A 26,880-nucleotide genomic window follows, 5' to 3' on the forward strand; every position below is an offset into this window, starting at 1 on the left:
CTGTGTCTTGGTTTGTTTTATGGTGCAAACGACCTTCACTGAATCAGAAATACTGGGGCAGCTCGACGATTGCGCTTTAAATTTCGACTTTCCCATGCTGGATAACGGCTATATAGCGCCTGCTGACGTGAAATTGCATGCTTTTGCTGATGAGCTGCGCTGGGCAATTATTATCGAAGACCTGGGATATCACACTCGTACTGGCGATCACGATGGAATGACTGACTGCATTAGTTACTATGGAAACTGCCTGACGCGCAAGCCAGGCAGTGCCAATGAAGACTTTCTGGTAGTTACCGGTGACGGACCAGACGGAAAAACTTTTGAAGACGAGACAAACTGGTATCTTCGCAAGCCGATTGGTCAGATCACCATTCGCGATGAACTTGTCAGTTATGACTGTACCCGAGAAAAGCTCGAACAACTTGCAATTCCGCTGCAAGACACCCAGGCAAGTGGCACCCAGCTGTTGCGGAGTCTCGTGCCTCGCTACCGAAATCTTTTTTTTGCAACTGAGCGCGAGTTGAGAAGACGCATCCCTTTTGATCTACCCTGTCTGTTGTCTCTCAGCGAATGGCATCATCCTGATCTTGCCGGTGACGAATTGCCCAGCGTCAATGAGACATTTCAACAAATTGCAAGAGTTCTCCACAATCTTGACAGTGCTTTGTACGCACCATCTCTGCCACCAAATACGCACTGGTCAAACTGGCCGGAGGGCGGCAATCTTTAGCGCGACCAAACCCAGACAGTGAACGATTCTAAAAGGAACCAGACTTTGCTAACCATAACCGACAACATTTCAATAGTTGCAGATGAATTAAAACTGACTGCCAGGCAAGTGCAAGCCACAGCCGATTTGCTCAACGAAGGCGGCACCGTGCCTTTCATCGCCAGATACCGCAAGGAAGCGACAAATTCACTAGACGAAGTGCAGGTCCTTGCGATTCGCGATCGACTGGCTCAGTTAGCTGATCTGGACAAGCGCCGCGATGCCATTTTGAAGTCGCTCGAAGAACGCTCTCTCCTCACCGAAGAGCTGAAAAAGTCTGTAGCCGCGGCGAAGAACATGGTGGAGTTGGAAGACATCTATCTTCCATTCCGCCCCAAACGGCGCACAAAAGCAATGGCAGCGAAAGAGAAAGGACTGGAACCACTGGCGCAGCAAATTTTCGATTGCGTGCTCGACAATCCCAAGAAAACGGCGGAAGGCTTTATTAGTGATGAGAAAGGCGTCGCCAGCAGCGACGAGGCGCTCAGCGGTGCAAGAGATATCATCGCCGAATGGATCAACGAGAATCAACAAGTACGAAATCAAGCGCGCCACTATTGGACACGCAAAAGCGACATAAAATCGGTCGTAGTAGCCGGCAAGGAGGCTGATGCAGCCAAATTCAAGGACTATTTCGATTGGTCTGAACCACTTGAATCAGCGCCTTCCCATCGGGTGCTGGCTCTGTTCCGAGGCGAGAACGAAGGACTTCTGAAAGTAGAAGTAGGGCCCTATGCAGATGACTTGATCAAACAATTGGAGAACCTGCTGATCAAGCGTCGTAATCAATGCGCAGAACAGATCAAACTGGCCCTTGCCGATTGTTATAAACGACTACTGGCACCATCTATGGAGACAGAGATACGTCAGCTCTTCAAAACCAGGGCAGACGCAGAAGCAATCAAAGTATTTTCCGACAACATCAAGCAACTTTTGATGGCACCACCGCTCGGGCAGATAGCGACTCTGGCTATAGACCCGGGTTTCCGCACCGGGTGCAAGCTGGCAGTTCTCGATGCTCAGGGCAAGCTCCTGAAACACGATGTGATCTATTTGCACGAAGCGGAAAAAGACCCCGTCAATTCAGCAGCAGCAAAAAAGATTTTCGACATCTGCACCAAATTTAGTATTGGCGCCATAGCAATCGGAAACGGCACGGCCGGGCGAGAGACCGAAACATTCGTCAAGAAGCTTGCTCTCAAGAAAAGTGATGGCAGCAAGATCACCATCGTCATGGTAAATGAAAGCGGAGCCTCTATTTATTCGGCATCGGAGGTAGCCCGTCAGGAGTTTCCAGACCTCGATCTTACTGTCAGAGGAGCTGTGTCGATTGGTCGTCGACTAATGGACCCGCTTGCAGAACTGGTAAAGATTGAGCCAAAGTCGATCGGTGTCGGGCAGTATCAGCACGACGTCGATCAGGCGGCCCTGCAGCACAGCCTGGATGATGCCGTAACAAGTTGCGTCAACAACGTCGGAGTAGAACTGAATACGGCGAGCAAACAGCTTCTTACTTATGTCTCCGGGCTCGGACCACAACTAGCGGGAAATATCGTCAAGCATCGAGAAGAAAACGGCGCCTTCAAGAGTCGCAGCGAACTTAAAAAGGTGCCACGACTGGGTGCCAAAGCATTTGAACAAGCGGCCGGTTTTCTTCGTATTCATGAAGGCAAGAATCCTCTGGATGCCAGCGCTGTTCATCCTGAGAGCTACACCGTAGTCGATGCCATGTCGGCAGATCTTGGATGCAAAGTAGCAGAATTGCTGCAGAAAGAAGACCTTCGCAAGAGAATCGACATAAACAAGTATGTTACCGACAAGGTTGGGCTGCCGACGCTCAAAGACATCATGTCCGAACTGGCTAAACCAGGAAGAGATCCCAGAGATAAGTTCGAGCAGGTGGAGTTTGCCGAGGGCATCAATACCATCAACGACTTGAAGCCTGGCATGACCATGGACGGCGTTGTCACAAACGTCACCGCTTTTGGTGCATTTGTCGACATCGGCGTGCATCAGGACGGACTGGTACACATCAGCGAATTAGCTGACAAATTTGTAAAGGTGCCTGCTGATGTAGTAAAAGTTCAACAGAAGGTGAAAGTGAAGGTACTCAGTGTTGACGCAGAACGGAAAAGAATTTCTTTGAGCATGAAAAATCTCAACTCAAAGTAACCAGAGATCTTGGCAAGGGACGACCGGGAGTAACGCGATGGGCGCTTGGACATTAGGAATTCTAGTAGTAGTGGGCGGCACGCTCGGCTCCGTTGCCGGCATGTTGTGGGTGAGGAAATATTTCAATCTTGCCAAGCTGGAATCGCACCATGAGGTCGCTGGGTACTTACTGTCTGTCATAGGCACACTATATGCGGTGCTATTAGGACTGATTGTCGTAGATGGTCAGAGCAAGTATCAGCAAGCACAGTTGATGACAGAAACTGAAGCAAATGCAGCGGCAGATATGTTTTTAATCAGTCAAGCATTCTCCGATCCTACAAGGCAAAGAATACAAGATGGCATTGCCGAGTATGTCAATGTCGTACTCGATGAAGAGTGGGGCAAAGAGGTGCACAGAGACATCCTCACTGAGGGCAGCGTGGTGCCGCTGAGAAAGGTCTGGCAGACGATGGCATCATATGAACCGGTCACAAACCGTGAACAAGCTTGCTACAGCACAATGTTGACCACGCTTGGTGAAATGGCTGATGCCCGTCGATACCGTGTCGTCAGCACACGCGGAGGAACGTCGGAAATCCTATGGGGCGTGCTTATAGCGGGCGGAATATGTACGGTTCTCTTCACCTATTTTTTCGGCGTTGAAAATGCTGTTGCCCACATCGCTATGACCACACTCGTCTCGCTTTGCTTGTCTCTAAATGTCATGCTGGTTGTACTGTTCAGTAATCCGTATCGCGGAGATATGAGAATTCAACCGGAAGGTTTTAGACATGACCAGAGAATGATGCAGACCTTGCTGAAAGAGCGGAAAGATGGAAAATTTCCACTTGTTGAACCAAAGCCAACCAGTCAACCCGGCGAAACGGTCCCGTCCTCCCCATGACATCAACCATTTAAGAGCGGCTGTGCCGGTCAGCAGCGCTGGTAAGGTAAACAGCTTGCAATAGCAAAATAGCAATGTCATTAATTTTTCGAGATTGCATATTTAGATCTGCTATCTTGAAGGCTCAGACTGCCATAAATGCCGTTGTTGAGCCTCCTCGTAGTGCTTCCGGCAAGTCAGTCGTGGCTCAGGTTCTCTGAGCAGGCATCCCACAATTCACGAATGTAGCAGGAGAGTCAGGATGAGTACCGTCAAAGCCTTGGTCAACCCTTTGAAAGATTTGCAAAAGTTCGGTCAATCCGTCTGGCTCGACTATATTCAACGGAGTTTGATCAAATCGGGCGAACTGAAGCGGTTCATCGATGAAGATGGTCTGCGCGGCATCACCTCTAACCCATCGATTTTCGAAAAAGCAATCGGCGGAAGCACCGACTACAACGATTTCATTGCCTCGATTCGCGACTCCAACCTTGACGCAGCAGGGATTTTTGAGAAGCTGGCCATCCGCGATATTCAAGAAGCCGCTGATATCCTTCTTCCGGTTTATAACGAAACAAACAAGCGCGACGGCTATGTAAGTCTCGAAGTTTCGCCGCTCATCGCCAATGACACCAAAGCCACTCTGGCAGAAGCGAAGAAGTTATGGAGAGAAGTAGCCAGACCAAACGTGATGATCAAAGTGCCAGCAACTGAAGCCGGCATACCTGCCATCAGAGAGCTGATATCAGACGGCGTCAACGTGAATGTAACCCTTTTGTTCTCCGAGCAGACATACGAGCGGGTTGCAGACGCTTATATCGCCGGTCTGGAATCACTTGCCTCTAAAGGTGGTGACATAAACAGTGTCGCCAGCGTTGCGAGCTTCTTCATCAGCCGCATCGACACGGATGTCGACACCATCGTCAGCGCCCGTCTTGCGCAGACCAAAGATGACACTCAAAAGCAGTTGTTAAACAGCGTGCTTGGAAAGGTGGCCGTAGCTAACGCTAAATTGACCTACGAACGCTACACACAAATCTTCTCCGGCAGCCGCTGGGAGAAATTGAAAGCTAAGGGAGCACAAACTCAGAGAGTACTCTGGGCAAGCACTTCCACGAAAAATCCAAAGTACCCGGAAACAATGTATGTCGACGAGTTAATTGGACCAGACACTGTCAACACGATTCCACCGGCAACCTTTGAAGCTTTCAAGAAGAACGGCAAGGCGCAACTGACTCTTACTGAAAATCTGGATGACGCTCGCCAGGTCATGGATAACCTGGAGAAGTTGAACATCTCCATCAAAGACGTCACTGACAATCTTGTCGTTCAAGGCGTAAAGCTATTTGCTGATGCTTTCAACAAACTCACCGACACTGTGGCGAAACAGAGAGCAGAGTTAAAAATAGGAAAAGAACAATTCAGTTACCGCCTGCCTGAAGAACAGACTCGCGTGTTGCATGCAACTTTGAAAGAGTGGCAGGAGAGCGGCAAAGTTAAAAAACTTTGGAAGAGAGACGCCTCCTTGTGGACAAACGAAGACGAAGCGCTCTGGCTGGATTGGCTGACAATCACAGACGACATGCGCAAAGAACTCGAAAGCATCAAGAATTTCGCAGCTGAGATCAAAGCGGCAGGATTCACTCATGCAGTGTTGCTCGGTATGGGGGGATCAAGCCTCTGTCCCGAAGTTATGAGTCTCACTTTTGGACACATCGCCGGCTATCCGGACTTGAAAATTCTCGATTCTACAGACCCGGGACAGATTGCCACTCTGGAAAAATCAATCGATCTCGCCAAAACCCTCTTCATCGTCTCCAGCAAGTCGGGAAGCACCCTTGAGCCGAATATCTACAAACAGTATTTCTTCAAAAAGGTAGCTGACCTGGTCGGTAAGGACAAAGCAGGAAAGCAATTCATCGCCATCACTGATCCTGGATCGAAAATGCAGAAGGTGGCGGAACAAGACAAATTCCGCAAAATCTTCTTCGGAGTGCCCGGCATCGGTGGTCGCTATTCGGCCCTTTCCAACTTCGGACTGGTACCGTCCGCGGTGATGGGCGTGGACTTGCAAAAATTCATGGACAAAACCGAAGAGATGGTTCGGGCTTGTTCACCAGAGACACCAATCGACGAGAACCCTGGTGTGGTACTGGGTGTGATGCTCGGCTTGATGGCTAACGCCGGTCGAGACAAGTTGACTCTGATTGCCTCTCCCGGCATTCACGACATCGGCGCCTGGCTCGAACAACTTCTTGCCGAATCAACAGGCAAAGTTGGAAAAGGCATTGTTCCAGTCGACAGAGAACCTATCGGCGCTCCGAATGTTTATGGCAAAGACAGATTCTTCGCTTACCTACGCTTAGACAACGCAGCCGACCCTGACCAAGATCGTCTCGTCGAAGCACTGGAAAAGGCCAACCAGCCTGTGGTTCGTATCAACGTTCCGGACATTTACTGCATCGGCCAAGAATTTTTCCGCTGGGAAATTGCAACGGCTGTCGCCGGTTCGATTATTGGTATTAACGCCTTCAACCAACCTGACGTCGAAGCAAGTAAGATTGCCACCAAGCAAATTACTGAAGCTTACGAAAAGAATGGTTCACTGCCTGAAGAAAAGCCATTCTATGAAGGCGAGGGAGTGAAGCTGTTTTCAGACGATAAGAACGTCAACGAACTGAACGCCGCTTTGGGAGCACACCCGAAATCGTTAGCCGGTTATTTGAAAGCTCACACGTCCAGAGTAAAAGCTGGTGACTACTTCGCCATTCTCGGTTATATAGAGATGAACGAAAAGCACGAACAGCAGCTACAGACTGTTCGCCTTGCAGTGAGAGATTTCAAAAAGGCGGCAACGTGCCTTGGCTTCGGTCCTCGTTTTCAACATTCGACCGGTCAAGCCTACAAAGGTGGACCGAACACAGGTGTCTTCTTGCAAGTAACCTGTGATCACAAAAACGACCTCGACGTTCCAGATCAGAAATACACTTTTGGAGTAGTAGAAGCAGCACAAGCCCGTGGAGACGGTCAGGTGCTTGCAGAGAGGGGTCGCAGAATGTTGCGCGTTCACTTGAGCGACGTAGAACAAGGTCTGGCAACTCTGGAAGCTGCTGCTAAGCAGTCTCAACAGAAATAAGTCCATCACATAAAACAGCACTACAGAGAGAGAAACAATATGCAGTTAGGCATGGTGGGACTCGGTCGCATGGGCAGCAATATGGTGCGGCGACTGATTAGAGCTGGTCATGATTGCGTGGTCTATGACCATCTTCCAGGACCGGGAAAGGAGCTCGAAAAGGAAGGAGCCAATGCGGCTGATTCGCTGGAATCATTCATCAGCAAACTATCGAAGCCAAGGCACGTATGGGTTATGGTGCCGGCTGGGGCTCCTACGGAAGAGGCAATCTCCAATCTGGCTAATTTGATGGATCCAGGCGATGTTATCGTCGATGGAGGCAACTCCTATTACAAAGACGACATCAGAAGAGCGGAAGAGCTCAAACCTAAGCGCATCAACTTCGTTGATTGCGGCACCAGCGGCGGTGTGTGGGGTCTGGACAGGGGCTACTGCCTGATGGTTGGCGGCGACAGAGACGTGGTGCGGGAACTGTATCCTGTTTTGCGAGCGCTGGCACCAGGTGTAGGGTCGATAGATCGTACTCCCGGACGTGAACACATTGACAGTACAGCCGAAGAAGGCTTCTTACACTGCGGACCGGTTGGTTCCGGGCACTTCGTAAAAATGGTGCACAACGGCATAGAATACGGCTTGATGCAAGCCTATGCGGAAGGATTTGAAATATTCAGGAAAGCAAATTCCGAGCACTTGCCTGAAAACCGCCGATACAATCTCGACATCGCCGACATTGCCGAGGTATGGAGAAGGGGCAGCGTAGTGGGTTCCTGGCTTCTGGACCTGACCGCTTCCGCTCTTGCCGGTGACCCAGACCTGGTCAACTACAGCGGCTACGTAGAAGATTCAGGCGAAGGTCGATGGACTGTTCAGGCGGCGATCGAGGAGGCTGTACCGGCTGAAGTCCTATCTGCAGCTCTATACACACGCTTTCGCTCAAGAGAAGTAAGTCCGTTCAGCGACAAACTTCTTTCGGCCATGCGGCACAGCTTCGGCGGCCACATCGAACTGAAGCCGGCTCCAGCGAAGAAATAGTGTCATGGCCGATACCATAATTTTAGCTGGTGATGTTGGTGGCACCAAAGCTAATCTGGCATTTTATTCGCTTAAAAACACAAGGCTCCACTTACTGGTCCAAAAGCAGTATCCAAGCAACGGGTACGCGGATCTGCACGAGCTGATAGCTGAATTCATCCAGGAGACTCAGCTGAATGCAGACCATGTTTGCATTGCCGTGGCAGGGCCTGTTGTAGATGGGAGTTGCCATGCCACCAACCTCCCGTGGGTCATCGACGCCGGGCTTCTAGCAAAGCGACTCAACCTCAAGAACGTTGAGCTGATGAACGACCTCGAAGCCAATGCTCACGGCATTTATGAACTGACAGACGACGATTTTGTCACGATCAACAAAGGTGACATAAAAAAGCACGGCAATGTAGGCGTTATTTCTGCCGGCACCGGGCTTGGAGAAGCTGGAATTATCTGGGAAGACCGCAAAATGCGCCCTTTTGCATCAGAAGGCGGGCACTGCGACTTTGCACCGAATGGTCCGCTCCAGTTTGAACTTCTGCAGTACCTGCAGAAGAAATTCGATCACGTCAGTTGTGAACGAGTTTTATCGGGACAGGGACTGCGAAACATTTACGACTTTCTTCGAGATCAAAATAAGTATCCACAACCAGAATGGCTAGCAGCGTCACTTAATGCAGGGGATGCACCATCAATAATTTCCAAGCATGGTCTCAAAGGCGAAACTGAAATCTGCGTCGAAGCGCTGAACATCTTCACTGATATTTATGGTGCTGAAGCAGGAAATCTGGCGCTGAAACTTATGGCCACGGGCGGAATATACATAGGCGGTGGCATCGCACCAAAAATGATTGCGAAGTTGAAAGAGCCCAGATTCCTCAAAGCATTTCTGGAGAAGGGTCGGTTGCGCAATGTGCTTGAAACGATACAAATCAAAGTTATCATGAATGACAAAACAGCACTGCTGGGCGCAGCCAGATGTGCTCTGATGCATGCCGGGATTTTCCATCATATCGGTGCGGTCTAGCTTTCAACATAGTCTTTTTGAAGAGGAATTTTTCACTATGCCAGTCGATACCCAATACCTTCTGAACAGGCTTGAACAACTGGGATTCAAAACAAATACCGTCGAACATCCGCCACTGCGAACCGTAGAAGAATCCAAACAGCTGCGTGGGGAGTTGCCCGGTGCTCACGTGAAGAACCTGTTTCTAAAGGATAAATTCAAACGTTTCTGGCTGGTTGTTGCCCAGGAAGATACAAGCATCAACTTAAAACAACTGGCCTCAATACTTGGTGCCGGTAAATTCTCCTTTGCTTCAGCGGATGAACTGTACGAGTACCTGGGAATAACTCCTGGTGCGGTTTCACCCCTGGCTCTAATCAATGACTCCGAGAAGAAGGTTGCAGTAGTACTCGATCAGCGCATGATGAGCACTTCGCCTTTGAACTTCCATCCCTTACGCAATGACATGACGATTGCCATCTCTACGCCGGACTTTTTAGCGTTCCTGAAAGACGTTGAACACACACCTCAAGTCATCAATATAGCGCAGCAAGCGGAAGCAGATAATGAAGCAACTGCTGTTTGAGGGAACAGCTAGTGACGCCGCACGGAAAGCGGCTGGCTGATTAGAGCTATGCCGGCACTATTGGCGTAAGTGCGGCACGTTTGGATAATTTTCGACGACTTTGTGAAAGATGTAGCCATATTGAATTGACTCGGAAATCATCTCTTGAGGCAGAAATAAAGCGTCCAGTCTTGCGTTGGCATATTCCGCAGGAAGTTGCAGAGGTAGTTCCGCCGATGGCAAGAACTGCTGTTTCTCGACGAGAAATGAACCGATGTAATTACCGTCGAAAACAAAACTGACCGAAATCGTGCCGCTGCCATCAGTAGACAATGTCAGACAAGCAGTTTGACCACGCTTGGAGAATTCATCCAATAACCCGAGCGCTACAGTCGGCGTATTCGAGACAGGAAGACCCTCGATCGGACAACCAAGGAACAAAGAAGACATAGACAAGATTATCTCTTCAGGCAAGGAATAGAGCTGCACGTCTGTGCCGCTCGACTGAAGATCTCCAATCATCAGATACATTGCAGTTTCGGTCGTGTATGGTTGCGGCTTTGGACTTTTAGTACCATATATGCAACCAACAACTCGTCCTTCGAAGAGCAAGGCTGCAGAACGTGAGAGCTTTTCTTCGTTTTGCGCCTTCAAGCAACCGGTAAACTTAGTATTCTCAATGTGCTCCATCAACTCAGCGAGCGTATGCTCGTTGCTCGTCATGGTGCGAATATTTCCATCAAGAGAGGGCATTACGACGTCGATAGCGCGTCGTAATTTCATGTTGGTAGGGTAAGAGTCAGCCCAGACAGAAAATGCATTAATGGAGTCGCTACTGGTGCTCAATTGAACGCGTTCAGTGGTGCCTATCATGTAAGCAAAAGTGAGCAGAGCTCTGTCACCGTGCATACAAACGAAAGTAGCAGGCACCTGACGACCAATATCCAGAGGGTCTTGACTAGGCAGAAAACCCTTAATGCCGGCCGGTGCAACTGTTACCAGATAGCCACCGGTTTCCGGTGCCTCAACACGGCACAGGACGCTCTGTCCAGGACGATAGCCTTTTGTTTCGCCAGCAGTCATGATGCCAGGATTTTAGCATCTTATCCGAGCGTCAACTAGTCGGCTTTTGGTTTGGATGCCTGGGACTCGGAAGCGTCGTTACCTGACTGAGCCGCATTAACTTTAAGAGGCTCAGAAGCATTCTCAGCAGAGGCAATTACCTTACTCTGGTTGACACCGTCTACCGCAGTTTTTCCTGACTTTGTAGGACCCTCTATGTCAATTGCATTGACCACGCTCTTTCCGGCATAGCAGACCACTCTACCCAGCCCGGTGATACCTAGTTTGCGCGCCGCTGCTTTTGAGAGGTCCACTACTCTGTTGTGAGCGTAGGGACCACGATCGTTGACGATCACCTCGCAACAAGAGCCTGTATCCGGATTCTTCACTAGAATTTTGGTGCCAAATGGCAATGATCGGTGCGCACAAGTCAACTTCGAATTATCGAAAATCTCTCCGGATGCGGTTTTACGCCCGTTGAATTTGTCGGCATAGAACGAAGCCACACCATGAAAAACCTTCCCAATTTTTGACTCTATTTTGCGAATCGGCGAAGATAGTGCCGGTGTCGTGAAAATGAGCAACACAAAGACAACAGCGCAAAAATAGCGCACGATGTTAATCATGATCAAAGTCTCTTAAAGTCTATCGCTGTGCAGAAAGCAGCTGTTTAGCTTTCGTGCTGGTCTCGACGAAGCTCTTCACTTTTAAGTTCCCGCGCTGCGCCATACGCCGACAATGGCTCTAACCAGCGAGGATTGCTCTGGATCGCTTACGCAGGTCTTCGGCTTCGAAAGTACGCCCCTGAGCGCTGTACAACTCCGCCAGGTCCTTCAGCGCATTACCGACCGCTTTGTGATCTGGTCCATAGTTCTTTTCGTATATTTGCACAGCGAGATTTGTTAGAGCAGCAGCTTTATCGTACTTCTTGCGCTCCTCGTAGAATTTGGCCATCGACAACAAGGTCGTTGCCACTTCGGGATGTTCGGTGCCCAGCACCGTCGAAAAAAGTTCCAGAGCGCGGCGATACAACATCGCGGCCTCACCATCTCTGCTCATTTTGTAGTACAAGACCGCAAGATTATGCAAGTTGGTGGCAATCTCAGAGTGATCAGGCTCCGGATTTTTTTCGTATATCTCAAGAGAGCGCTTGTACAGAGGCTCCGCCTCGGCGTACTTACCCTGATACGAATAGTTGTTGGCCAGGCTGCGAAGTGTTTCAGCCACTTCGGCGTGGTCCATTCCCAGCAACTCTTCTTTCACCGACAGTGTCTTCAGGTAGTAGGCATCAGCATCCGCAAATCGTCCCTGTTTTCGATAAATTCGAGCCAGAGTCTTCAATCCGTTCGCTACTTCCTTGCTGACCAGACCTGCATTTGCTTCTTTAACAGCCAGGGCGCGCAGCATCAGAGGTTCGCATTCGTTGAAATTGCCAACCGAAGCGTAGAAATTAGCAAGCTCTTGTAAACTATCAGCTACATCAAGATGTTCAGCACCAAGCATGCTCTCTTTAATCTGCAGCGCCTGACGATAAAGCTGTTCGCACTCGTGCAATTTGCCCTGAAAACCCTGATTCTTGGCCAGCGCTGTCAAGCATTCAGCCACTTCTATGCTCTGGTCGCCAAGATTACGTGCTCTAAGCTCAAGTGCCTCGGTTATGCGCGGCTCGGCCTGCTGATATTGACCGACTGAATTGTAGAGGGTTGCCAAATCTAAGCAGCTAGTGGCGATCTGCAAATCGCGGTAATTTTGCCTGGCGAACTCCAGAGCCTCAAACCAGGCTTTCTCGCAGTCTTCGTATCGTTGCTCGACGAAGGCCAACTGACCTGCCTGCCGCAGTTCTTCCCAGTCCAATTTGACATCCTGCATCTTGTATCCGCCCAGCAAGCCCGGAATTATTATCCTCCCACATACTGTAAAACAAAACTGCTTGACTTTGGCAACCCATTAAGCGGAGTAACGCTTATCCTCTGTGACGGGGAAGGAGTTCAGATGGAAGCTCGCGGTTCGACGCGGTGTTATGTTAGATGGGCAGTGACGATTCGCCAAAGAAAATGACAAGACTCTATGAAATACCATTGCTTTACGACCTTGCCTTCAGGCGCATGGCTATTACTAACAACGTGGACGGGCTTCTGGCTTGTCACGAGCGCTTCGGCAGCGAGCACGAACTGAAAAATGTCCTTGAGTTGGCGGCGGGACCAAGCCGCCATGCCCTGGAATTCGCGAGCAGAGGCTACCTCGCAACTGCAATCGACAACTCGCCGTCGATGTGTTTCTATGCCACGAAACTTGCCGGCGACCTATCTGTCCCCTTGAATGTTAACAACGAGGACATGCTCGATTTCAATATCTCAGAGAATTTTGATCTGGCTTTTATCCTGCTTAATTCAATCGGGCACGTACACACGGCAACAGATCTCACCAGACACCTGGCTGCAGTCTCAAGACATCTGAGTCGAGACGGGTTATACGTGGTCGAGGCTCATTACCCTCACTGGAGTGGTCGCGAGTCAATCAAACAGTCGTCTTGGCCAGTCGAGTTAGAGGGCATTCAACTACACGTCGACTTCGGTGCCACTGACGATGAATTCGATGTCGACACCAGGGTTCGCAGTCTCAAATTGCACATTTACGGTTCGGTGATGGGCAACTCAGTAGACCTAGCCGACCATCTGATGATTCGCTCATGGTCGGCAGATTGCTTCGAAGAAACAGTTGCAGAGAGCGGGTTCTTTGAGATTGCAGCTAAACTCAGTTCACTCGACCCAGATCAGCCATTCAATCCAGCTGAGGCCGGGCGGCTCGTCTATGTTCTGAAGAAAAAAGACGGTTTGCTCAGTCAGAACGCGTCAAAGCAACAATAATTTCTTCGTGCAGTGGATGATCGCCAAGAAGTACTCTTCGCTCGCCATGTTCATAGTCGGCAAATTCGAATCCTGGTGCAACGGTGCATCCCATCAAAGCAAAATTACCGCCGGGAGCCAACCTCGAGCCCTGCCAGACCCGTTTGGGGACGACATACTGCAGTTGGTGACCAGAGGCGATGTCTTTACCGAGGGTGACTTCGGTCAATCTGCCGGACTGATCAATCAAAGACAGCACAACTGGGTCGCCAAGATAGAAGTGATAAATTTCGTCAGACTTTAGTCGATGGAAAGCTGAGAAAGTAGAAGAGTCCAACATGTAGAAGATAGAGGTCATCGTTGCTCTTTCATCTTCGTATCGCAGCGGCAAAGAAGATTTCGCCAACATCTCAGGAGCGCGAAAAATCTCCTTGAAGAAGCCCCCTTCTCCAGGTAATGGTTTTAGGTCAAGCATTGCCTTTAGTTCGTCAGCTGTCATACTGAACCTCGAGTTGTTTGTCTGCAAATACCGCAGATAAAGAATACACTTCCATTCTCAAGTTTCAGGAGCAAAAAATTGGCAAAACGAGCCCTCGTAACCGGAGCATCCGAAGGAATTGGTTTTGAACTCTGCAAACTGCTGGCTAAAGATGGCTATTCCATCGTACTTACGGCTCGCAATCAACAGCAACTTGAGAAACGAGTTGAGCAATTAAAAGAGCATAAAATCGAAACTCACATCATTGTCCAGGATCTTTCTTTGCCCGATGCGTGCGAAAAAATAGTGGAAGAACTGACTGCAAAAAACCTGCAAATAGACATTTTGATAAACAATGCGGGATTCGCCAATTACGGCTATTTCTCAAGCAACTCTTTAGAGAAGGAAGTGGCACTGCTGCAAGTCAATATCGTCGCTTTGACTAAGCTGACTAAACTGCTATTGCCATCAATGCTGAAAAACAAAGACGGAAAAATAATGAACCTGGCCTCTATGGCAGCATTTGTGGCGGGACCACAAATGGCTGTCTATTATGCGAGCAAAGCTTATGTTCTTTCATTCTCAGAAGCTCTCGCTTGTGAGCTGGAAGGAACGGGAGTTACGGTGACCGCAGTATGCCCCGGAGCTACCGCAACTGAGTTTCAAGAACGAGCCGGACTGGGTCGCTCCAAGCTCTTCTCCAAATTCAAACCAATGGATGCCACTACTGTGTCTGAGATCGGTTATCGAGGCATGATGAACGGTGACGTTATAGTGATCACGGGAACCTCCAATAAGTTTATGGGATTGGCAACACGATTGCTCCCGAGGAGCGTGTGCACGCATATGGTGAAGCGCATTCAGGCGGCCCGCTAAACAGCAAAATCAAAAGACAACAACGCTGGATACTCGGGCTAATGGGCACAATTACAGTGCACAACCGAGGCGGTGAAATGTCGAACCCCAAAGAAAGGCCGCAGTCCGAAGAGGGTGGAGACTCTACTTCTGCCGACAACATGGTTGCTTCGTCGCGCATCGCCAACCGCGAACTTCAACCCGCAGAAAAAGCCACTGCCAGGTCAGACGTCTTGAACATCGACATGGCAAGCGCAGCAGAGCCGCCAATTACCTGGGAACATGTAGTAGAGAATGGCAGCGCTGGAATCAGTGACTCAAATTCGCGAAAGATTTTGACAGTCGAAAAATTGACTGATCTCTTGCACCAACATGGAATTGCAAGTCTGCGATGGTGCACTTCCATAAGGCGAAGAAGGGAAAAACATAAAGCGCAAAACGAAGACTATCGCGAGCGGAATGAAGATAAAGATTCAGATGCATACGATCGAGAACACAACGTCGGACTGAACTATATTCTCCGCTTAACAGCATCTTCCGGGTCAGCCAACTCCGAAACGAATTGCGAGATAGAACGAATTCGAAAAATTATTTCAGCAGAGAGAATCGTCGGCACGCCGGCGAAGCGCTATGTTCTGGGCAGTGAAATCGCCCTGGCGCTGATCATTGCCGCAGCCGGTGCAACAAGAATCAGAGGCGGAACGGGAAAGAGTGGACCGCGGACCCAACTGATTCCAGGAGACCGAAACTCTCAGGACCTCAACTCAGGTAATGAAAACTCGCAAGACAGAGACGCGCAAGATAGAAACGCAGGAGACTTACCCGCAGGTGATGCAACAGCAGGCGAACAATATTTCCTCTCAGGGAGATCAGGAGATATAAATACCGAACGAAATAATTCGACTGCGCATCCTCGGGGAAAAAAACAATCCGCCAGGCCAAAGACAATAATCGCATCCACTGACACTTTGATCAGCATTGCCGAAGCATTCTTCTATGACCCGAACGTTGCCTGGCTGATTGCAGATCTGAACCAGAAAATTACTAAAGAGAGTTTTATGGATGGCAAGCGCATCGTAGAAGTTAAGTCGCGCCAGCAGATAGAACTTCCGTTGCGTGAAGAGATCGAAAGATTTTATAGAACCAGATCAGACAACGAGCGCGGCGAAAACGTAATTACGATTGTGGATGAAACTGTGATTGATTCAGAATTGCTCAACAGTTCGCTGATGAAACTATTGAATCCAGAGGAAGAATAATTTGAAGTGCGATATCATTTGGTGATTCAGTCACAAATATTCTAATCGTACTAATAAGGCACCATGTCAAAATCAAACCATGTGAACCTTGCTTCAATGGCTCACGACAACATGCTCGAAGCAGGTTTTCAGCCAGATCTTACCCCTGAAATAAAAGAGCAGCTGAAGAACCTGAAGTCCACGCCACCAAAAGGAAACGAGAAAACGAGGGATCTCAGAGAGCTGCTCTGGTCTTCCATCGACAATAGAGAATCACAAGATCTAGATCAAATTGAATGGTCAGAATCATTACCCGATGGCAATATGCGCCTTTTAATCGGAATTGCTGATGTGGATGCATATGTACCTAAAGACTCACCGATCGACCTATATGCAAGAGTCAATACCACGTCCGTCTATATGGGCATCATGACTTATCCAATGCTGCCTGAAAAGCTATCCTTCGACATCAGTTCGTTACTTCCTCATGTCGACCGACTGGCAATCGTTACTGAATTGATTGTAGATAAAAACGGTGCGGTCATCTTTACTGATTTTTATCGTGCGCTGGTCAGAAACCACGCTAAACTCGCGTATGCCGACATCGGACCCTGGCTCGACAGCAAAGATGATTTGCCTGACAGACTAGACCAACCAGGACTGGCAGATCAACTCCACATGCAAGATCTGGCAGCAGATCGCTTAAAAGAAGTGCGCATCAGAAATGGTGCGCTCAATCTTGCCACAGTCGAAGCAACACCAGTCGCACAAAATGGAAAAGTCGTAGACATTACGACAACAGAGCACAATGCCGGACGCGATCTGATAGAGAACCTCATGGTCGCAGCCAACACAGCCATGGCTCAAGAATTGGACAAGAAAGGAACTTTTTCGATTCGCAGAATTGTCCGAGAGCCCAAACGCTGGCCGAAAATTGTCGAAACAGCCCGAGCACTAGGCTACACATTGCCAGAAACTCCTGACTCCAAAGCACTCTCAGAATTTCTGGACCAGAGAAAGTCCGTCGACCCCGATCACTTTCCTGACTTGTCACTGACTATCGTGAAACTGCTGGGACCAGGAGAATACGTCGTAGTCAAGTCAGGCGAAGCACACGAAGGACACTTCGGTCTGGCGGTGCAAGACTACACGCATTCAACGGCACCAAATCGCCGCTACCCAGACATCGTCACCCAGCGTCTTTTGAAGAGTGTGATTGATAAGAAGCCTGAGATTTATAGCCAGAGTGAACTGGAAGATATCGCCGCCCACTGCACGCAAATGGCGAGCGCGGCCAACAGAGTCGAACGTTTCATGCGTAAAGCCGCCGCTGCAGTACTGTTGAGCGACAAAATTGGACAAACCTTCAAAGGCATCGTCACCGGTGTCAAAGAAGATGCAACCTATGTTCGAATATCGAAACCCTCAGCAGAAGGTCGAATCATCAAAGGACAACGCGGCGTTGACGTGGGCGACAAAGTTAAAGTGCGTCTGCTGTCTACAGATCCGCTCAAGGGATTTATAGATTTTCAGAAGATTTGATTGAGGAGCCACTACTGACCAGAGGTAAATTTCTTCAAGTATTCTCTCGCCAGGTCGCTTTTCATCAGCTTTTCCTTGAGCTCATTATTATCTAAACCGGCTGGAATTTTGTCGCCGTACTTCTGCCGCAACTCATTTATGATTGCATCAGTATTGCGATGGCCGGGGGCACCAGCAGCCGAAGCTCCACCACCGCCGCTATAAGAAGTGCGGGCGCCACCGCCTGCAGGTCTTTGCGTCTTCAAAATCTGACTGCGCTTCAACTGGTCTGTTAAACCATCAGCAATAGAATCAATTCTCGCTTCTAACTGAGGACTGGCGTTGCCCTGCTTGATTTGATCTTCAATCTTATTCAACTCGTTCAAATAAGTCGTGATACCAAAATTCTGTTTCTTTGCCACCTTAATGCTTGAGAGCAGCAGCTGTCTTTTAGCCTCGAAAGCCCCTGGGGCAACTTTGTCAGAGTAGAGAAGCGCCATCGGGTCAGAAGGAGCCTTAGCAGCATCGGCCGCATTTGTTGCGCCGGGGGCTGCAGGTGCGGCAGCGGATGGCGAAGATGAAGGGATAGCGGGCTTCTCTTGAGGAGGTTCTGCTCGACCGGCCGCTGTTTCATCTGTGACGATTTTGGAGGGCTGAGATTCGCTCTCACTGACAGGCTTGGCAGCAGGCACTGGGTCAGTGACAATAGTCGATTTCTTTCCATCGCTTGCAGGTGCGGCTTCATCGGCATGGGCAGCAGCGCTGCTTCCAAGCAAACACAACGCAAACAGCGCTAGTGTTGAACTCTTCCGACTCATCATAACTCCCTCCTCAGGTTTACCAGCCAGCGCAATTGGAATAATCACTCTATGCAATATGTAGCAAGAATTCAAAAATTTTGTCGCGTTATGGTCTGCGCCGTAATTGCCGCTTCTATTAGTCCACGCGAGGGCGCCGCTCAAACCGCAAGAGCTCAACGGGATTATGATTTTAAGCAAGTCGTCACTTCCGATGGAACTCCACGCAGTTACTTCGTGCACGTGCCTGCCTCTTACGACAGAAAGAAGCCTATGCCTCTGGTCATGGTCTTTCACGGACTGCACATGAACGGCAGAATCATGTCGCCGCTGACCAGATTTGATGTTCTGGCAGATCGAAAAAATTTCATTGTCGCCTACCCCGATGGTTTGGGCGGCAAATGGCAGACGGCTTATGGCGGCAGTCCCGATGATGTGCGATTTGTCGCTGATATGATCGGCCAAATCTCAAGGACGGTGTCAGTCGATTCAAGGCGCATCTACGCTGTGGGGATGTCGAACGGCGGATATTTCACTGAGCGTCTGGCCTGCGAAATGCCCGATAAACTTGCTGCCATTGCCATTGTCGCCGCTTCAATGATGGACTCGACAGCAACACATTGCGGTGCCAATCGACGAGTGCCCGCCATGTTCTTCATCGGCTCGCAAGACCCTCTCGTACCATCGGAAGACAGTGGACACAACGACACCCTGGGCAAGCTCGGAGACGCTGTCGGTCTGAGCGGGCTTGGCAATCTGAGCGTACCTATGGCTAAAATGGGCGGACTGATGACGGAGCGCGAAGCGGTTGACTTCTGGTGCCGTCACAATCAAACTTCAGCTAGCCCATATACGACAAATGAACCAGACAAAGATCCTCACGACGGAACCCGTGTGAAACGAGAGACTTTTGGCGCTTACAACAGCGAGGTGGTGCTTTACTCGATTCAAGGAGGTGGGCATACCTGGCCTGGAGCCTTCTACAGCGGTCCGTCCGACCTCCTGGGCAAAACCTGCAATGACATCGATGCAACCGAACTGATTTCAGATTTTTTCTTGCGACACAACAACTGACGCATAGTCAGATGACCTCAAGGGAGCCTTTACAGCGTGTTAAAATTCACATCTTGCCCTTGAGGAACTTGCTATGCACGACGTCGCAGATAAGGTAGGTGATGCCGCGCTCGTTGGCGCGATTGCAGCAGCTATCGCCGCGCTCGCTCTTGCATGCCGCACCAGGGGATCCAAGCTGGACAAACGACCTGTCGGCTTTCCGGCTGATGCCAATGCCACGCTAGCAAAATACGAAAACGCTTACCTTCAGCTCGTCAGCAAATCGGCCGAGGAGCCGAGAACAGGTCAAGGCGAGCCTTCGACGGCGCTCGAGTACGCCCTTGTAGCATTCGAACAGGCAAAGGGACCGTCTCGTGGCGAAAGCAGCAGAGGATCTGCTCCGCCATCACAACCGCCCAAAGCGATGAAACCTGGAAAGGGCAAAAGATAATTGCATAGTGAATCCCCACTGAAGTTTGCCAACACCTGGGGAACCATTCCCCTCGGTAGAAGCCGACTGCAAATCAGACTGGTCGTTTTCTGGTGCGCCGCCTTCACGTGGATTATCTGGACAGTGGCGAAAACAGGGCCGCAGGGACTGATTTCACTGGCTTACAATTCAATATTCGTCATCGTGTTGATGATAATCTCGCGCGCCACGACCACTGTTCCACTTGCCACCACGGGTACTATCGCGCTTTGCGGTGGCGTGATGATGGGAATAGCCGGGTCTGCCGGAGTGCAACTGGCCAATGCGATCGGACCAGGCAATCCGATCACCCCTTTGCTGCAAGCTATTATGGAAGAGTTGCTCAAAATACTTCCTGTTCTCGTCCTACTTTTTCGAGGGCGAAATTTCAGTTCTCTGACCCTGGGAGCAACTGACATTTTTCTGCTGGGAGTCGCATCCGGAGCAGGCTTTGCTTACTCCGAAGACGCATTTGTTCATGCCGCCGCCTGGCAAACCCAGATTGTCTGGCTTCCGGCCACTGAGGTGATTAACGGCCGCATGGTCGCCGGGCATGCGATCTGGACCGGTCTGGCTGCTGGATCGCTTGGTCTTGCCCTGATGCAAAAACAGCATCGCAGCGCACTGCTAATGGTGGCACCACTAGGGCTTGTCTGGGCTCTCATCGACCACATAACTTACAATTTCGCCTTCAACAGAAACGATCTGACCGCCAATATGCTCAACTGGGTGAGCGGCTACGGCTATATCACGATCGCTCTTTTCGTTGCCTGCTACGCAGGAGTTTTGCTCTTCGACCGTTTCGTGCTCTTCAAAACGCTACCGAAGGTTCCTGAGTTTCGAATTCCTTCTTCAAAGGAAGCCGCAGAAACACTGGAAAATTTCTGGGAGTTCGTCCTGGACCGCCGCAGGCTTGCTTACGCATATTATCGATATGTTCGCCGAACCGGCGAGGACAAGCGCAAGCCGGCTCTGGTTGTGGCAATTCTGATGCAGCATCTGACAAATTGTCATAAAGCAAAGGCACCGGTTGATGTAGCGCCCTCAAGGAGATCACCAGCTCCGGCACCGCCGCAAGGTACTATCACAGTGGACGTGGAAGAGCCATCGCTGGCTGAAACCCGCAGCCTGGGCGATGCGAACTCAACTCTGGTAGAGCCGAGACTTCTGATGTCCTCGTCCGTGCCTAAAAAACCTGAGAGTAATAGCCTTCTTGATTTGCCGGAGCGATACGAGGCAATTTCTATAATCAGCCAGGGTGGCATGGGCGTCATTTATAAAGCCAGGCACGTCATGACGGGAGCAAAGCTGGCCGTCAAAACCCTGCACTTGCATTTAGCCCATCAATCCAAACATATTCTACGATTCGAGCAGGAAGCGAAGGCTGCAAGTGCCCTGAAACATCCCCATCTCGTCGTTGTACATGACTTTGGTTTGACAGCAAGCGGCGTACCATTTCTGGTGATGGATTTGATCGAGGGGACTAACCTGCAAGAGCAGATCCTCAATTACGGACCCCTTTCTCTGCCGCGATTCTGCGAAATCTTCATTCAAGCAAGTGATGCCCTGGCTCATGCTCACAAACGCGGCGTCATCCATCGAGATATAAAACCGGGGAACATGATTCTCGCTGCCTCGGACGACGGCAAAGATTTCATTCGTATCGTTGACTTCGGAATAGCCAAAGTTATTGCCAGTGATGCGCTCACTACTCAAGACCTGACACAAACCGGTGATCTGGTGGGCAGTCCGCTCTACATGAGCCCGGAGCAATGCATGGGCACGAACCTGGATGCACGTTCCGATATATATTCACTTGGTTGTGTAATGTACGAAGCGATAACCGGTAAGTGTCCGTTTCTTGGTCCGAATTCGGTGCAGACGATTTTCAAGCATATTCATGAAATGCCGCCCAGACCTTCGTCGCAGCGCAGCGACATTGTAATTCCCCCCTCCGTTGAAAAAATTCTGTTTCTAACACTGCAAAAAGATCCTGCTGCTAGATACGCATCGATGGATGACCTTCGTGCCGATCTCGAAATAGTCCAGAAACAGATTTTGCAATCTACTACTGAAACTTTTATTCAACCTATATAAATCCAACCAGCTTCCATTCCGCAAGACGGTCATGAGTAGTAGCTTCTAAACTCAGTTCGATTTGTATAGTTTAGTTACCAAAATCATTTTTTGCCTCTAGATCTGGTTCCAACGATTTTGCCTGGGCATAAAAAGAAAATGCAGCGCTTTCGGTTCTACCTCTAAACGCGGTTGGAATTAACCATTTCGAAAGCAGACGTGCGCCAGGCGCACGCAGATGCTGCTCTGAAGACTGAACGGACGAGAAACTAGCGTCCGTATCAGCCTCTATTGTTTTGCGCGAAATTCGAGGGTAACCACTTTGATCATGAATCGAACAGCAAAAAAGCAAACTCGGGGCACCAGACACACGAGTAAGGTTAGCCACGAGTTGCATGAAGAAGAACAATTCGACGACCTCATTGATTTCGAGGACGACGACAATTCTGCAGCACCCGCCGCGGGCGAAGAATACATTGCAGTCGAGGCGGAAGAACCCGCGTCGGTTGAAGAAGATTCACTCAAGATATATCTGCGCGAAATCGGGCGCCATAGACTTTTGAACGGGTCGGAAGAAATCGAACTGGGTCGTGCCGTCAGAGACGGAGACCCGGAAGCTCGAAGACGGTTGATTCAAGCCAATTTACGTTTGGTGGTGAGCATTGCAAAACGCTACAATAACCGTGGACTGAGCTTTCAAGACCTGATTCAGGAAGGCGGATTGGGACTGATTCGCGCCGTTGAAAAATTCGATCCGGAACGCGGATATAAGTTCTCGACCTACGCGACATGGTGGATTCGCCAGGCTATCACACGCGCGCTGGCCGATAAGTCACGCGGCATTCGCGTGCCGGTGCACGTTGGAGAAAGCATGAGCAAGTTGCGTAAGCTGGTTCGCGCCATGGTCGATGAGATGGGACGCAAGCCGACAATGGACGAGATTGTTGCTCGCTCCGGTCTCAGTCGAGAAAAGGTCATGCTAACAGTGGGAGCTTTCCGCGAACTTGTTTCGCTTGACGCCAAGCTGAGAGACGAGTCTGATACACTCCTCGCCGATATGATTGAAGACAAATCATTGCCTCACCCCGAGACAGTCGCTGAGGAAGGGCTGTTAAGCCAACATGTGAACACGCTGCTATCGAGACTCAGCTCACGAGAGCAAGACATCATCAGACTGCGCTACGGATTAGAGCGAGAATCTCCAAAGAGTCTGGAGGAGTTGTCCCAGCTATTGGGAGTATCGCGCGAAAGAGTCAGACAGATCGAGTGTCGGGCCTTGAAGAAATTGCGCAAGGATGACCAGGCTAGAAATTTGATGGACAATCTGAACTGATTAAGAGCAGAAATGTCTGATTAAAGAGTCCAGAGTCTCAGAAACGCCTGATTAAAGAGACAAAGATCCCACCAGATGAAAGCGCCGAAGTTCACCGAGCTTCGGCTTTTCTTTTTAATGTTCGCTGAAAAGTCCAACAGCTTTGGAGAAAACTATCCTGGATACACAAAAGACCGAAATCACTCTTAAGCTGAAAGCAAATCACCCGAAAGTGTAGTGACCGTCGCAAAAATTTCGGGCAGACTATAAGAAGTAAGTGGATTCCGCATCCCGAAAACTCCAAAAACGGTTGCTGTTTGCAGCGTCCGGTGGATTCTCACCCAAATTGCCTGGATTAACTCATAATTCATGGGCAGAATCGACAAAAAGTAAATTGTCGAAACCGGCGACAAAAACTAGAATAGAGAGACGAATGGAGATCGATCAGATGACAACTGCAGAGTCACCGTCACCACCAAGCAACCTGGAGCCGGTTTCGAGTCAGACAGTGCCGGAAGAAGAGAGTGTTATCGCCGGTCAAGACGCGTCACTGATGCTTTTGGCTAATGAACTGATCGCAAAAGCCATCGACATTCGTTGTTCGGATATGCATGTTGAACCAGATCAAGAGCACACTATTTTGCGTTACCTGAAAAATCGCGAATTGCTTCTTGAATCCAAGCTGCCCAAGCCTGTGCACCTGGAACTGGTATTTTGCTACAAAGTGATAGCCGGTCTGAATATCAACGAAACCTCCAAACCTCAAGATAAGAAAGCAGTTTTGAAGATTGCCGGGTCAGATTTGAACTTCCGGGTAACAACCATACCTGGCGATTTTGGTGAGACTGTAGCTATATCATTTAAATTCGACTAGCTGCCCGTAACAGAAAAGTTCACCAGCGCGATGTAGACTTGCAGTTACATGCAGAGCGCGGTAACATGTTCGCGTCTTCTCCGGAAAGCGACATGATAGAAGCGATAATATTCGACATCGACGGAACACTGGTTGACTCAGTTGACTATCATGCTCAGGCGTGGCAGAAAGCCTTTGACCATTTCGGCAAAAGTTTTGAGTTTCAGGCGATTCGCGATCAAATTGGTAAAGGCGGTGATCAGTTACTGCCGACATTTTTGACGAAAAGCGAAACGGATCGAATCGGCGAGGCATTAAAACAGCATCGTTCGGAAATATTCAAAGAGCACTATTTGGCCAGAGTAAAACCCTTTAGTGGAGTCCGTGAATTATTTGAACGCATCAGAGAAGATGGAAAACGAATCGGCATTGGTTCGTCAGCTCACAAAGATGAGCTCGAGCACCATCTCAAACTCTGCAAAGTCATAGATCTAGTCGACGCAGCCACCAGTGCTGATGATGCAGACAAGAGCAAACCACATCCGGACATATTCGAAGCAGCACTGAGCAAGCTTGGTGAAACGCCACAACGCACAATTGTTGTTGGCGACTCGCCGTACGATGCTGAAGCAGCAAACAAAATAAGCATGCGCACAATCGGAATGTTATGCGGTGGATTTGACCGCTCAATACTGGAAGAAGCAGGAGTGGTGGAGATTTTCGAAACACCTTCCGACCTGCTGAAAAACTACGAGCGATCGATAATAAACCGCCAGAGTTAGAAACCGTCGTCCTGCTGCTGGTTGTTGTAAGTTGCCGGATATGGTTGCTGAGGCGACTGCTGGTACGCACCTGAATAGTTAGGCTGAGCTTGTCCCTGCGGGTACTGAGACTGCCCGTATTGAGGTGGCGCTGATGATTGAGAGTACTGCTCCTGTCCGTACGGTCTCTGCGCTTGCGGCTGATCGTACCTTTGATAATTCGAGTAGCTGGAAGCAACAACAGGGCGCTGATAAGAATTTGATTTGTAGTCGGCGTTCTGGCGTGAAGGCAGAACAATCATTGGATTATAAGCCAGTTGTTTGGTCAACGGAATCGAGAGCTTCGCAACAACAGTCAGGGCACCGTTAGGGAAGTTGCGCCCGTAGAAAGTGTGTTGAGTCTCGCCCTCAAATACACGCTCACCATGTACTGTTCGAATAACTCCTTCAAACTGATCTGTTGAAGTGCGATAGGACTTGTCATTGTTTTGATAAATGACATTACCACGCATCATAACACCATCTGCGATACCAGCTGGCACCGGGCACCATTGTTGCCACTGCGCTTTCAGATTACCAACAAAGCACTCAACATTCTCAGAACCAAAGAGCCAGGCTCCATTGTAGTTTTTCGCGGCTGCATTGAGATCGATGTAGTGCTTGCCGGTGGAAGCATCGGCTCGCAGATATGTGTTGGTTGGGTGAGCGTATTGAGCTTGCAACTGCTGGCGAGGCAGGTCTGCGTAATTGTCGTCTTTGATTTCGGCATTAAGCAACATTAGACTACCTCGCCCGATCGGGCGCGTATACATGCAAATATTTATGATTTAGATGCTCGCTCTCCTCGCCCTGTTGCAATTCGTTCAACAGTTGCGAATAGGCGAGTGGAAGCTCGTAAAGGTCACGCTTTTCCTTCTTGCTGAGATCTTCGTAGTGAATCAGAGCTTTCTTGAAATATTGTTCGGAATCATCAAGACGATTCTCTTTTCTATACAGTTGCGCGAGTGCGAGATTACACTCAGTCAAGCGAACATTGTTTGGATGCTCAGACGACCTGACGTTATGTAAAGCCTGCAGATAGAGCTTCTCAGCCTCGTCATATTTTGAAGCGGCAAACAGAGCATCACCGGCGGCGAGCAGATGAACAATCGTATCAGGATGCCCTTTGCCTTTTAACTCTTCGTGCATTGCCAGCGCACGTGCTGAACACTGAGAAGCCTTCTCGTAATTCTTCATGTCACCATGACTGAGGCTGCTGTAGTGCAATGCACGAACTTGCCCATACTTATCTCCGAGAGCTGCAAATATGGCATGTGCCTTGTCTAAATAGACTAATGCTTCGCTGGGCTGCTGACACTTCTGTAGCATCACCCCGACGTTGAACAAATCAACCCCGGCCTCGGCGCTGTTGCTGCCAAAAATTGCACTGTCGACGTCTGCAGCTTCCAGATAACACTTCTTGGCTTCTGTGCAATTGCGCTCGTCTGTGTACAAATTAGCCAGATTAGTCAATGATTTGGCCAGAGATTCAGACTTTGGCGAAACCTTACGTTTACGAGCTATACAGTCAAGGTAGATTTTTTCTGCGTCGACCTCGTCCCCACTTTTATAAGTGGCAAGAGCCAGATTAGACATTGCTTGAAGTGTGGCTGGATCATTTTCACCGAGCACTTTCTTGCGCAATTCGACAGCCTGACTGAAGCTCTTTTGAGCATCAGAAAATCGATGCTTCTGATTTTGCGCCACACCCATTTGATTGAAAACGGTAGCACGTGCGGTATCATCGGGAACTTCATTAAGAGCCTGCTCGTAAAGCTTCTTACTTTGAACGTCGTCACCGCTCAAATAGAATTTTTCAGCACTTTCAAGGTCTGCTTGCCATGCCGCACTCGCCTGCGCGAAAAGAGTGGGCGCAGGCAGAAATATACATGCCAGAGCAGCCGTCAATAATAATCTGAATCTATATTGGGGTTTCAATGAAAAACTCGCACAGCTTAGAAGGCTCGATCATATTAGA

Annotated in this window: 24 protein-coding genes; 17 read left to right on the top strand and 7 right to left on the bottom strand. The window is 49.5% G+C overall.

Features of this window, described 5'->3' with window-relative positions; translation table 11 throughout:
- The first annotated feature begins 19 nt into the window (after positions 1 to 19).
- From EKK48_16460 to EKK48_16490, 7 genes are all read left to right on the top strand, one after another.
- The gene (locus tag EKK48_16460; GenBank protein RTL40341.1) at positions 20 to 733 is read left to right on the top strand and encodes a hypothetical protein; all 714 of its coding nucleotides are present in this window, start codon (positions 20 to 22) and stop codon (positions 731 to 733) included.
- Between the two features lie 54 nt (positions 734 to 787).
- The gene (locus tag EKK48_16465; GenBank protein ID RTL40399.1) at positions 788 to 2,944 is read left to right on the top strand and encodes an RNA-binding transcriptional accessory protein; all 2,157 of its coding nucleotides are present in this window, start codon (positions 788 to 790) and stop codon (positions 2,942 to 2,944) included.
- A gap of 37 nt (positions 2,945 to 2,981) precedes the next feature.
- Positions 2,982 to 3,830 (top strand): DUF4239 domain-containing protein, encoded by an 849-nt coding sequence (locus EKK48_16470; protein RTL40342.1) that lies wholly within the window; start codon positions 2,982 to 2,984, stop codon positions 3,828 to 3,830.
- A gap of 241 nt (positions 3,831 to 4,071) precedes the next feature.
- A complete protein-coding gene (locus tag EKK48_16475; protein RTL40343.1) occupies positions 4,072 to 6,945 on the top strand; it encodes a bifunctional transaldolase/phosoglucose isomerase in 2,874 nt (957 codons plus the stop codon).
- 39 nt (positions 6,946 to 6,984) lie between these two features.
- A complete protein-coding gene (gene gnd, locus EKK48_16480; GenBank protein RTL40344.1) occupies positions 6,985 to 7,977 on the top strand; it encodes a decarboxylating 6-phosphogluconate dehydrogenase in 993 nt (330 codons plus the stop codon).
- A gap of 16 nt (positions 7,978 to 7,993) precedes the next feature.
- A complete protein-coding gene (gene glk / locus EKK48_16485; GenBank protein RTL40400.1) occupies positions 7,994 to 8,998 on the top strand; it encodes a glucokinase in 1,005 nt (334 codons plus the stop codon).
- A 37-nt stretch (positions 8,999 to 9,035) separates the two neighbouring features.
- Entirely contained in the window at positions 9,036 to 9,563 is a 528-nt protein-coding gene (locus EKK48_16490; GenBank protein ID RTL40345.1) for a prolyl-tRNA synthetase associated domain-containing protein, read from the top strand.
- 57 nt (positions 9,564 to 9,620) lie between these two features.
- Here the strand turns inward: EKK48_16490 and EKK48_16495 are convergent, their stop codons facing one another.
- The 3 genes from EKK48_16495 to EKK48_16505 form a co-directional block, all read right to left on the bottom strand.
- Positions 9,621 to 10,625, bottom strand: coding sequence for a hypothetical protein (locus tag EKK48_16495; protein ID RTL40346.1), 1,005 nt, complete (start codon positions 10,623 to 10,625; stop codon positions 9,621 to 9,623).
- 35 nt (positions 10,626 to 10,660) lie between these two features.
- Entirely contained in the window at positions 10,661 to 11,230 is a 570-nt protein-coding gene (locus tag EKK48_16500; protein RTL40347.1) for a septal ring lytic transglycosylase RlpA family protein, read from the bottom strand.
- 118 nt (positions 11,231 to 11,348) lie between these two features.
- Complete coding sequence (locus tag EKK48_16505; GenBank protein ID RTL40348.1) at positions 11,349 to 12,473, bottom strand: tetratricopeptide repeat protein; 1,125 nt, start codon at positions 12,471 to 12,473, stop codon at positions 11,349 to 11,351.
- Between the two features lie 158 nt (positions 12,474 to 12,631).
- Here EKK48_16505 and EKK48_16510 point away from each other — a divergent pair, with 158 nt between their 5' ends.
- Positions 12,632 to 13,471, top strand: a complete 840-nt coding sequence (locus tag EKK48_16510) for a class I SAM-dependent methyltransferase (GenBank protein RTL40349.1) — start codon at positions 12,632 to 12,634, stop codon at positions 13,469 to 13,471.
- Here the strand turns inward: EKK48_16510 and EKK48_16515 are convergent.
- Positions 13,443 to 13,949, bottom strand: a complete 507-nt coding sequence (locus EKK48_16515; GenBank protein ID RTL40350.1) for a cupin domain-containing protein — start codon at positions 13,947 to 13,949, stop codon at positions 13,443 to 13,445. The two genes, EKK48_16510 and EKK48_16515, sit on opposite strands and share 29 nt — an antisense overlap.
- A 78-nt stretch (positions 13,950 to 14,027) precedes the next feature.
- Between EKK48_16515 and EKK48_16520 the strand changes: the two genes are divergently transcribed.
- The 3 genes from EKK48_16520 to EKK48_16530 all read left to right on the top strand — a co-directional run bounded on the left by EKK48_16520 (position 14,028) and on the right by EKK48_16530 (position 17,563).
- Entirely contained in the window at positions 14,028 to 14,804 is a 777-nt protein-coding gene (locus EKK48_16520; GenBank protein ID RTL40351.1) for an SDR family oxidoreductase, read from the top strand.
- 41 nt (positions 14,805 to 14,845) lie between these two features.
- Positions 14,846 to 16,042, top strand: a complete 1,197-nt coding sequence (locus tag EKK48_16525) for a hypothetical protein (protein RTL40352.1) — start codon at positions 14,846 to 14,848, stop codon at positions 16,040 to 16,042.
- A gap of 63 nt (positions 16,043 to 16,105) precedes the next feature.
- The gene (locus EKK48_16530) at positions 16,106 to 17,563 is read left to right on the top strand and encodes an RNB domain-containing ribonuclease (protein ID RTL40353.1); all 1,458 of its coding nucleotides are present in this window, start codon (positions 16,106 to 16,108) and stop codon (positions 17,561 to 17,563) included.
- Positions 17,564 to 17,574: 11 nt separating this feature from the next.
- Here EKK48_16530 and EKK48_16535 read toward each other — a convergent pair whose 3' ends face one another.
- Positions 17,575 to 18,363, bottom strand: coding sequence for a hypothetical protein (locus EKK48_16535; GenBank protein RTL40354.1), 789 nt, complete (start codon positions 18,361 to 18,363; stop codon positions 17,575 to 17,577).
- 48 nt (positions 18,364 to 18,411) lie between these two features.
- Here EKK48_16535 and EKK48_16540 point away from each other — a divergent pair, with 48 nt between their 5' ends.
- The 6 genes from EKK48_16540 to EKK48_16565 all read left to right on the top strand — a co-directional run bounded on the left by EKK48_16540 (position 18,412) and on the right by EKK48_16565 (position 24,884).
- Positions 18,412 to 19,413, top strand: a complete 1,002-nt coding sequence (locus tag EKK48_16540) for a hypothetical protein (GenBank protein RTL40355.1) — start codon at positions 18,412 to 18,414, stop codon at positions 19,411 to 19,413.
- 73 nt (positions 19,414 to 19,486) lie between these two features.
- Positions 19,487 to 19,843: a hypothetical protein gene (locus tag EKK48_16545; GenBank protein RTL40356.1), complete on the top strand. Its 357-nt coding sequence runs from the start codon at positions 19,487 to 19,489 to the stop codon at positions 19,841 to 19,843.
- The gene (locus tag EKK48_16550) at positions 19,844 to 21,958 is read left to right on the top strand and encodes a PrsW family intramembrane metalloprotease (protein ID RTL40357.1); all 2,115 of its coding nucleotides are present in this window, start codon (positions 19,844 to 19,846) and stop codon (positions 21,956 to 21,958) included.
- A 307-nt stretch (positions 21,959 to 22,265) separates the two neighbouring features.
- On the top strand, positions 22,266 to 23,270 hold the full coding sequence (locus EKK48_16555) for an RNA polymerase sigma factor RpoD/SigA (GenBank protein RTL40358.1): 1,005 nt from the start codon (positions 22,266 to 22,268) through the stop codon (positions 23,268 to 23,270).
- A gap of 427 nt (positions 23,271 to 23,697) precedes the next feature.
- Positions 23,698 to 24,123 (top strand): hypothetical protein, encoded by a 426-nt coding sequence (locus EKK48_16560; GenBank protein ID RTL40359.1) that lies wholly within the window; start codon positions 23,698 to 23,700, stop codon positions 24,121 to 24,123.
- 95 nt (positions 24,124 to 24,218) lie between these two features.
- Positions 24,219 to 24,884, top strand: coding sequence for an HAD family phosphatase (locus EKK48_16565; protein ID RTL40401.1), 666 nt, complete (start codon positions 24,219 to 24,221; stop codon positions 24,882 to 24,884).
- On the opposite strand, the gene EKK48_16570 is transcribed toward EKK48_16565, so the two are convergent.
- Complete coding sequence (locus EKK48_16570) at positions 24,881 to 25,642, bottom strand: hypothetical protein (protein ID RTL40360.1); 762 nt, start codon at positions 25,640 to 25,642, stop codon at positions 24,881 to 24,883. The genes EKK48_16565 and EKK48_16570 overlap by 4 nt on opposite strands.
- Positions 25,643 to 25,646: 4 nt before the next feature.
- A complete protein-coding gene (locus EKK48_16575) occupies positions 25,647 to 26,840 on the bottom strand; it encodes a DUF2225 domain-containing protein (protein RTL40361.1) in 1,194 nt (397 codons plus the stop codon).
- Between the last annotated feature and the right edge of the window lie 40 nt (positions 26,841 to 26,880).

The sequence above is a fragment of the Candidatus Melainabacteria bacterium genome (assembly GCA_003963305.1).
Taxonomy (GTDB): Bacteria; Cyanobacteriota; Vampirovibrionia; order Obscuribacterales; family Obscuribacteraceae; genus PALSA-1081.

Bases quoted from the DNA above. Each gene is read 5' to 3' on its own strand.
- EKK48_16535 (RTL40354.1), bottom strand. From the start codon at position 18,363: ATGATGAGTCGGAAGAGTTCAACACTAGCGCTGTTTGCGTTGTGTTTG.
- EKK48_16515 (RTL40350.1), bottom strand. From the start codon at position 13,949: ATGACAGCTGACGAACTAAAGGCAATGCTTGACCTAAAACCATTACCT.
- EKK48_16570 (RTL40360.1), bottom strand. From the start codon at position 25,642: ATGTTGCTTAATGCCGAAATCAAAGACGACAATTACGCAGACCTGCCT.
- EKK48_16495 (RTL40346.1), bottom strand. From the start codon at position 10,625: ATGACTGCTGGCGAAACAAAAGGCTATCGTCCTGGACAGAGCGTCCTG.
- EKK48_16560 (RTL40359.1), top strand. From the start codon at position 23,698: ATGACAACTGCAGAGTCACCGTCACCACCAAGCAACCTGGAGCCGGTT.
- EKK48_16475 (RTL40343.1), top strand. From the start codon at position 4,072: ATGAGTACCGTCAAAGCCTTGGTCAACCCTTTGAAAGATTTGCAAAAG.
- EKK48_16460 (RTL40341.1), top strand. From the start codon at position 20: ATGGTGCAAACGACCTTCACTGAATCAGAAATACTGGGGCAGCTCGAC.
- EKK48_16500 (RTL40347.1), bottom strand. From the start codon at position 11,230: ATGATTAACATCGTGCGCTATTTTTGCGCTGTTGTCTTTGTGTTGCTC.
- EKK48_16530 (RTL40353.1), top strand. From the start codon at position 16,106: ATGTCAAAATCAAACCATGTGAACCTTGCTTCAATGGCTCACGACAAC.
- EKK48_16545 (RTL40356.1), top strand. From the start codon at position 19,487: ATGCACGACGTCGCAGATAAGGTAGGTGATGCCGCGCTCGTTGGCGCG.
- EKK48_16505 (RTL40348.1), bottom strand. From the start codon at position 12,473: ATGCAGGATGTCAAATTGGACTGGGAAGAACTGCGGCAGGCAGGTCAG.
- EKK48_16525 (RTL40352.1), top strand. From the start codon at position 14,846: ATGGGCACAATTACAGTGCACAACCGAGGCGGTGAAATGTCGAACCCC.
- EKK48_16510 (RTL40349.1), top strand. From the start codon at position 12,632: ATGGGCAGTGACGATTCGCCAAAGAAAATGACAAGACTCTATGAAATA.
- EKK48_16470 (RTL40342.1), top strand. From the start codon at position 2,982: ATGGGCGCTTGGACATTAGGAATTCTAGTAGTAGTGGGCGGCACGCTC.
- EKK48_16490 (RTL40345.1), top strand. From the start codon at position 9,036: ATGCCAGTCGATACCCAATACCTTCTGAACAGGCTTGAACAACTGGGA.
- EKK48_16555 (RTL40358.1), top strand. From the start codon at position 22,266: ATGAATCGAACAGCAAAAAAGCAAACTCGGGGCACCAGACACACGAGT.
- EKK48_16540 (RTL40355.1), top strand. From the start codon at position 18,412: ATGCAATATGTAGCAAGAATTCAAAAATTTTGTCGCGTTATGGTCTGC.
- gnd (RTL40344.1), top strand. From the start codon at position 6,985: ATGCAGTTAGGCATGGTGGGACTCGGTCGCATGGGCAGCAATATGGTG.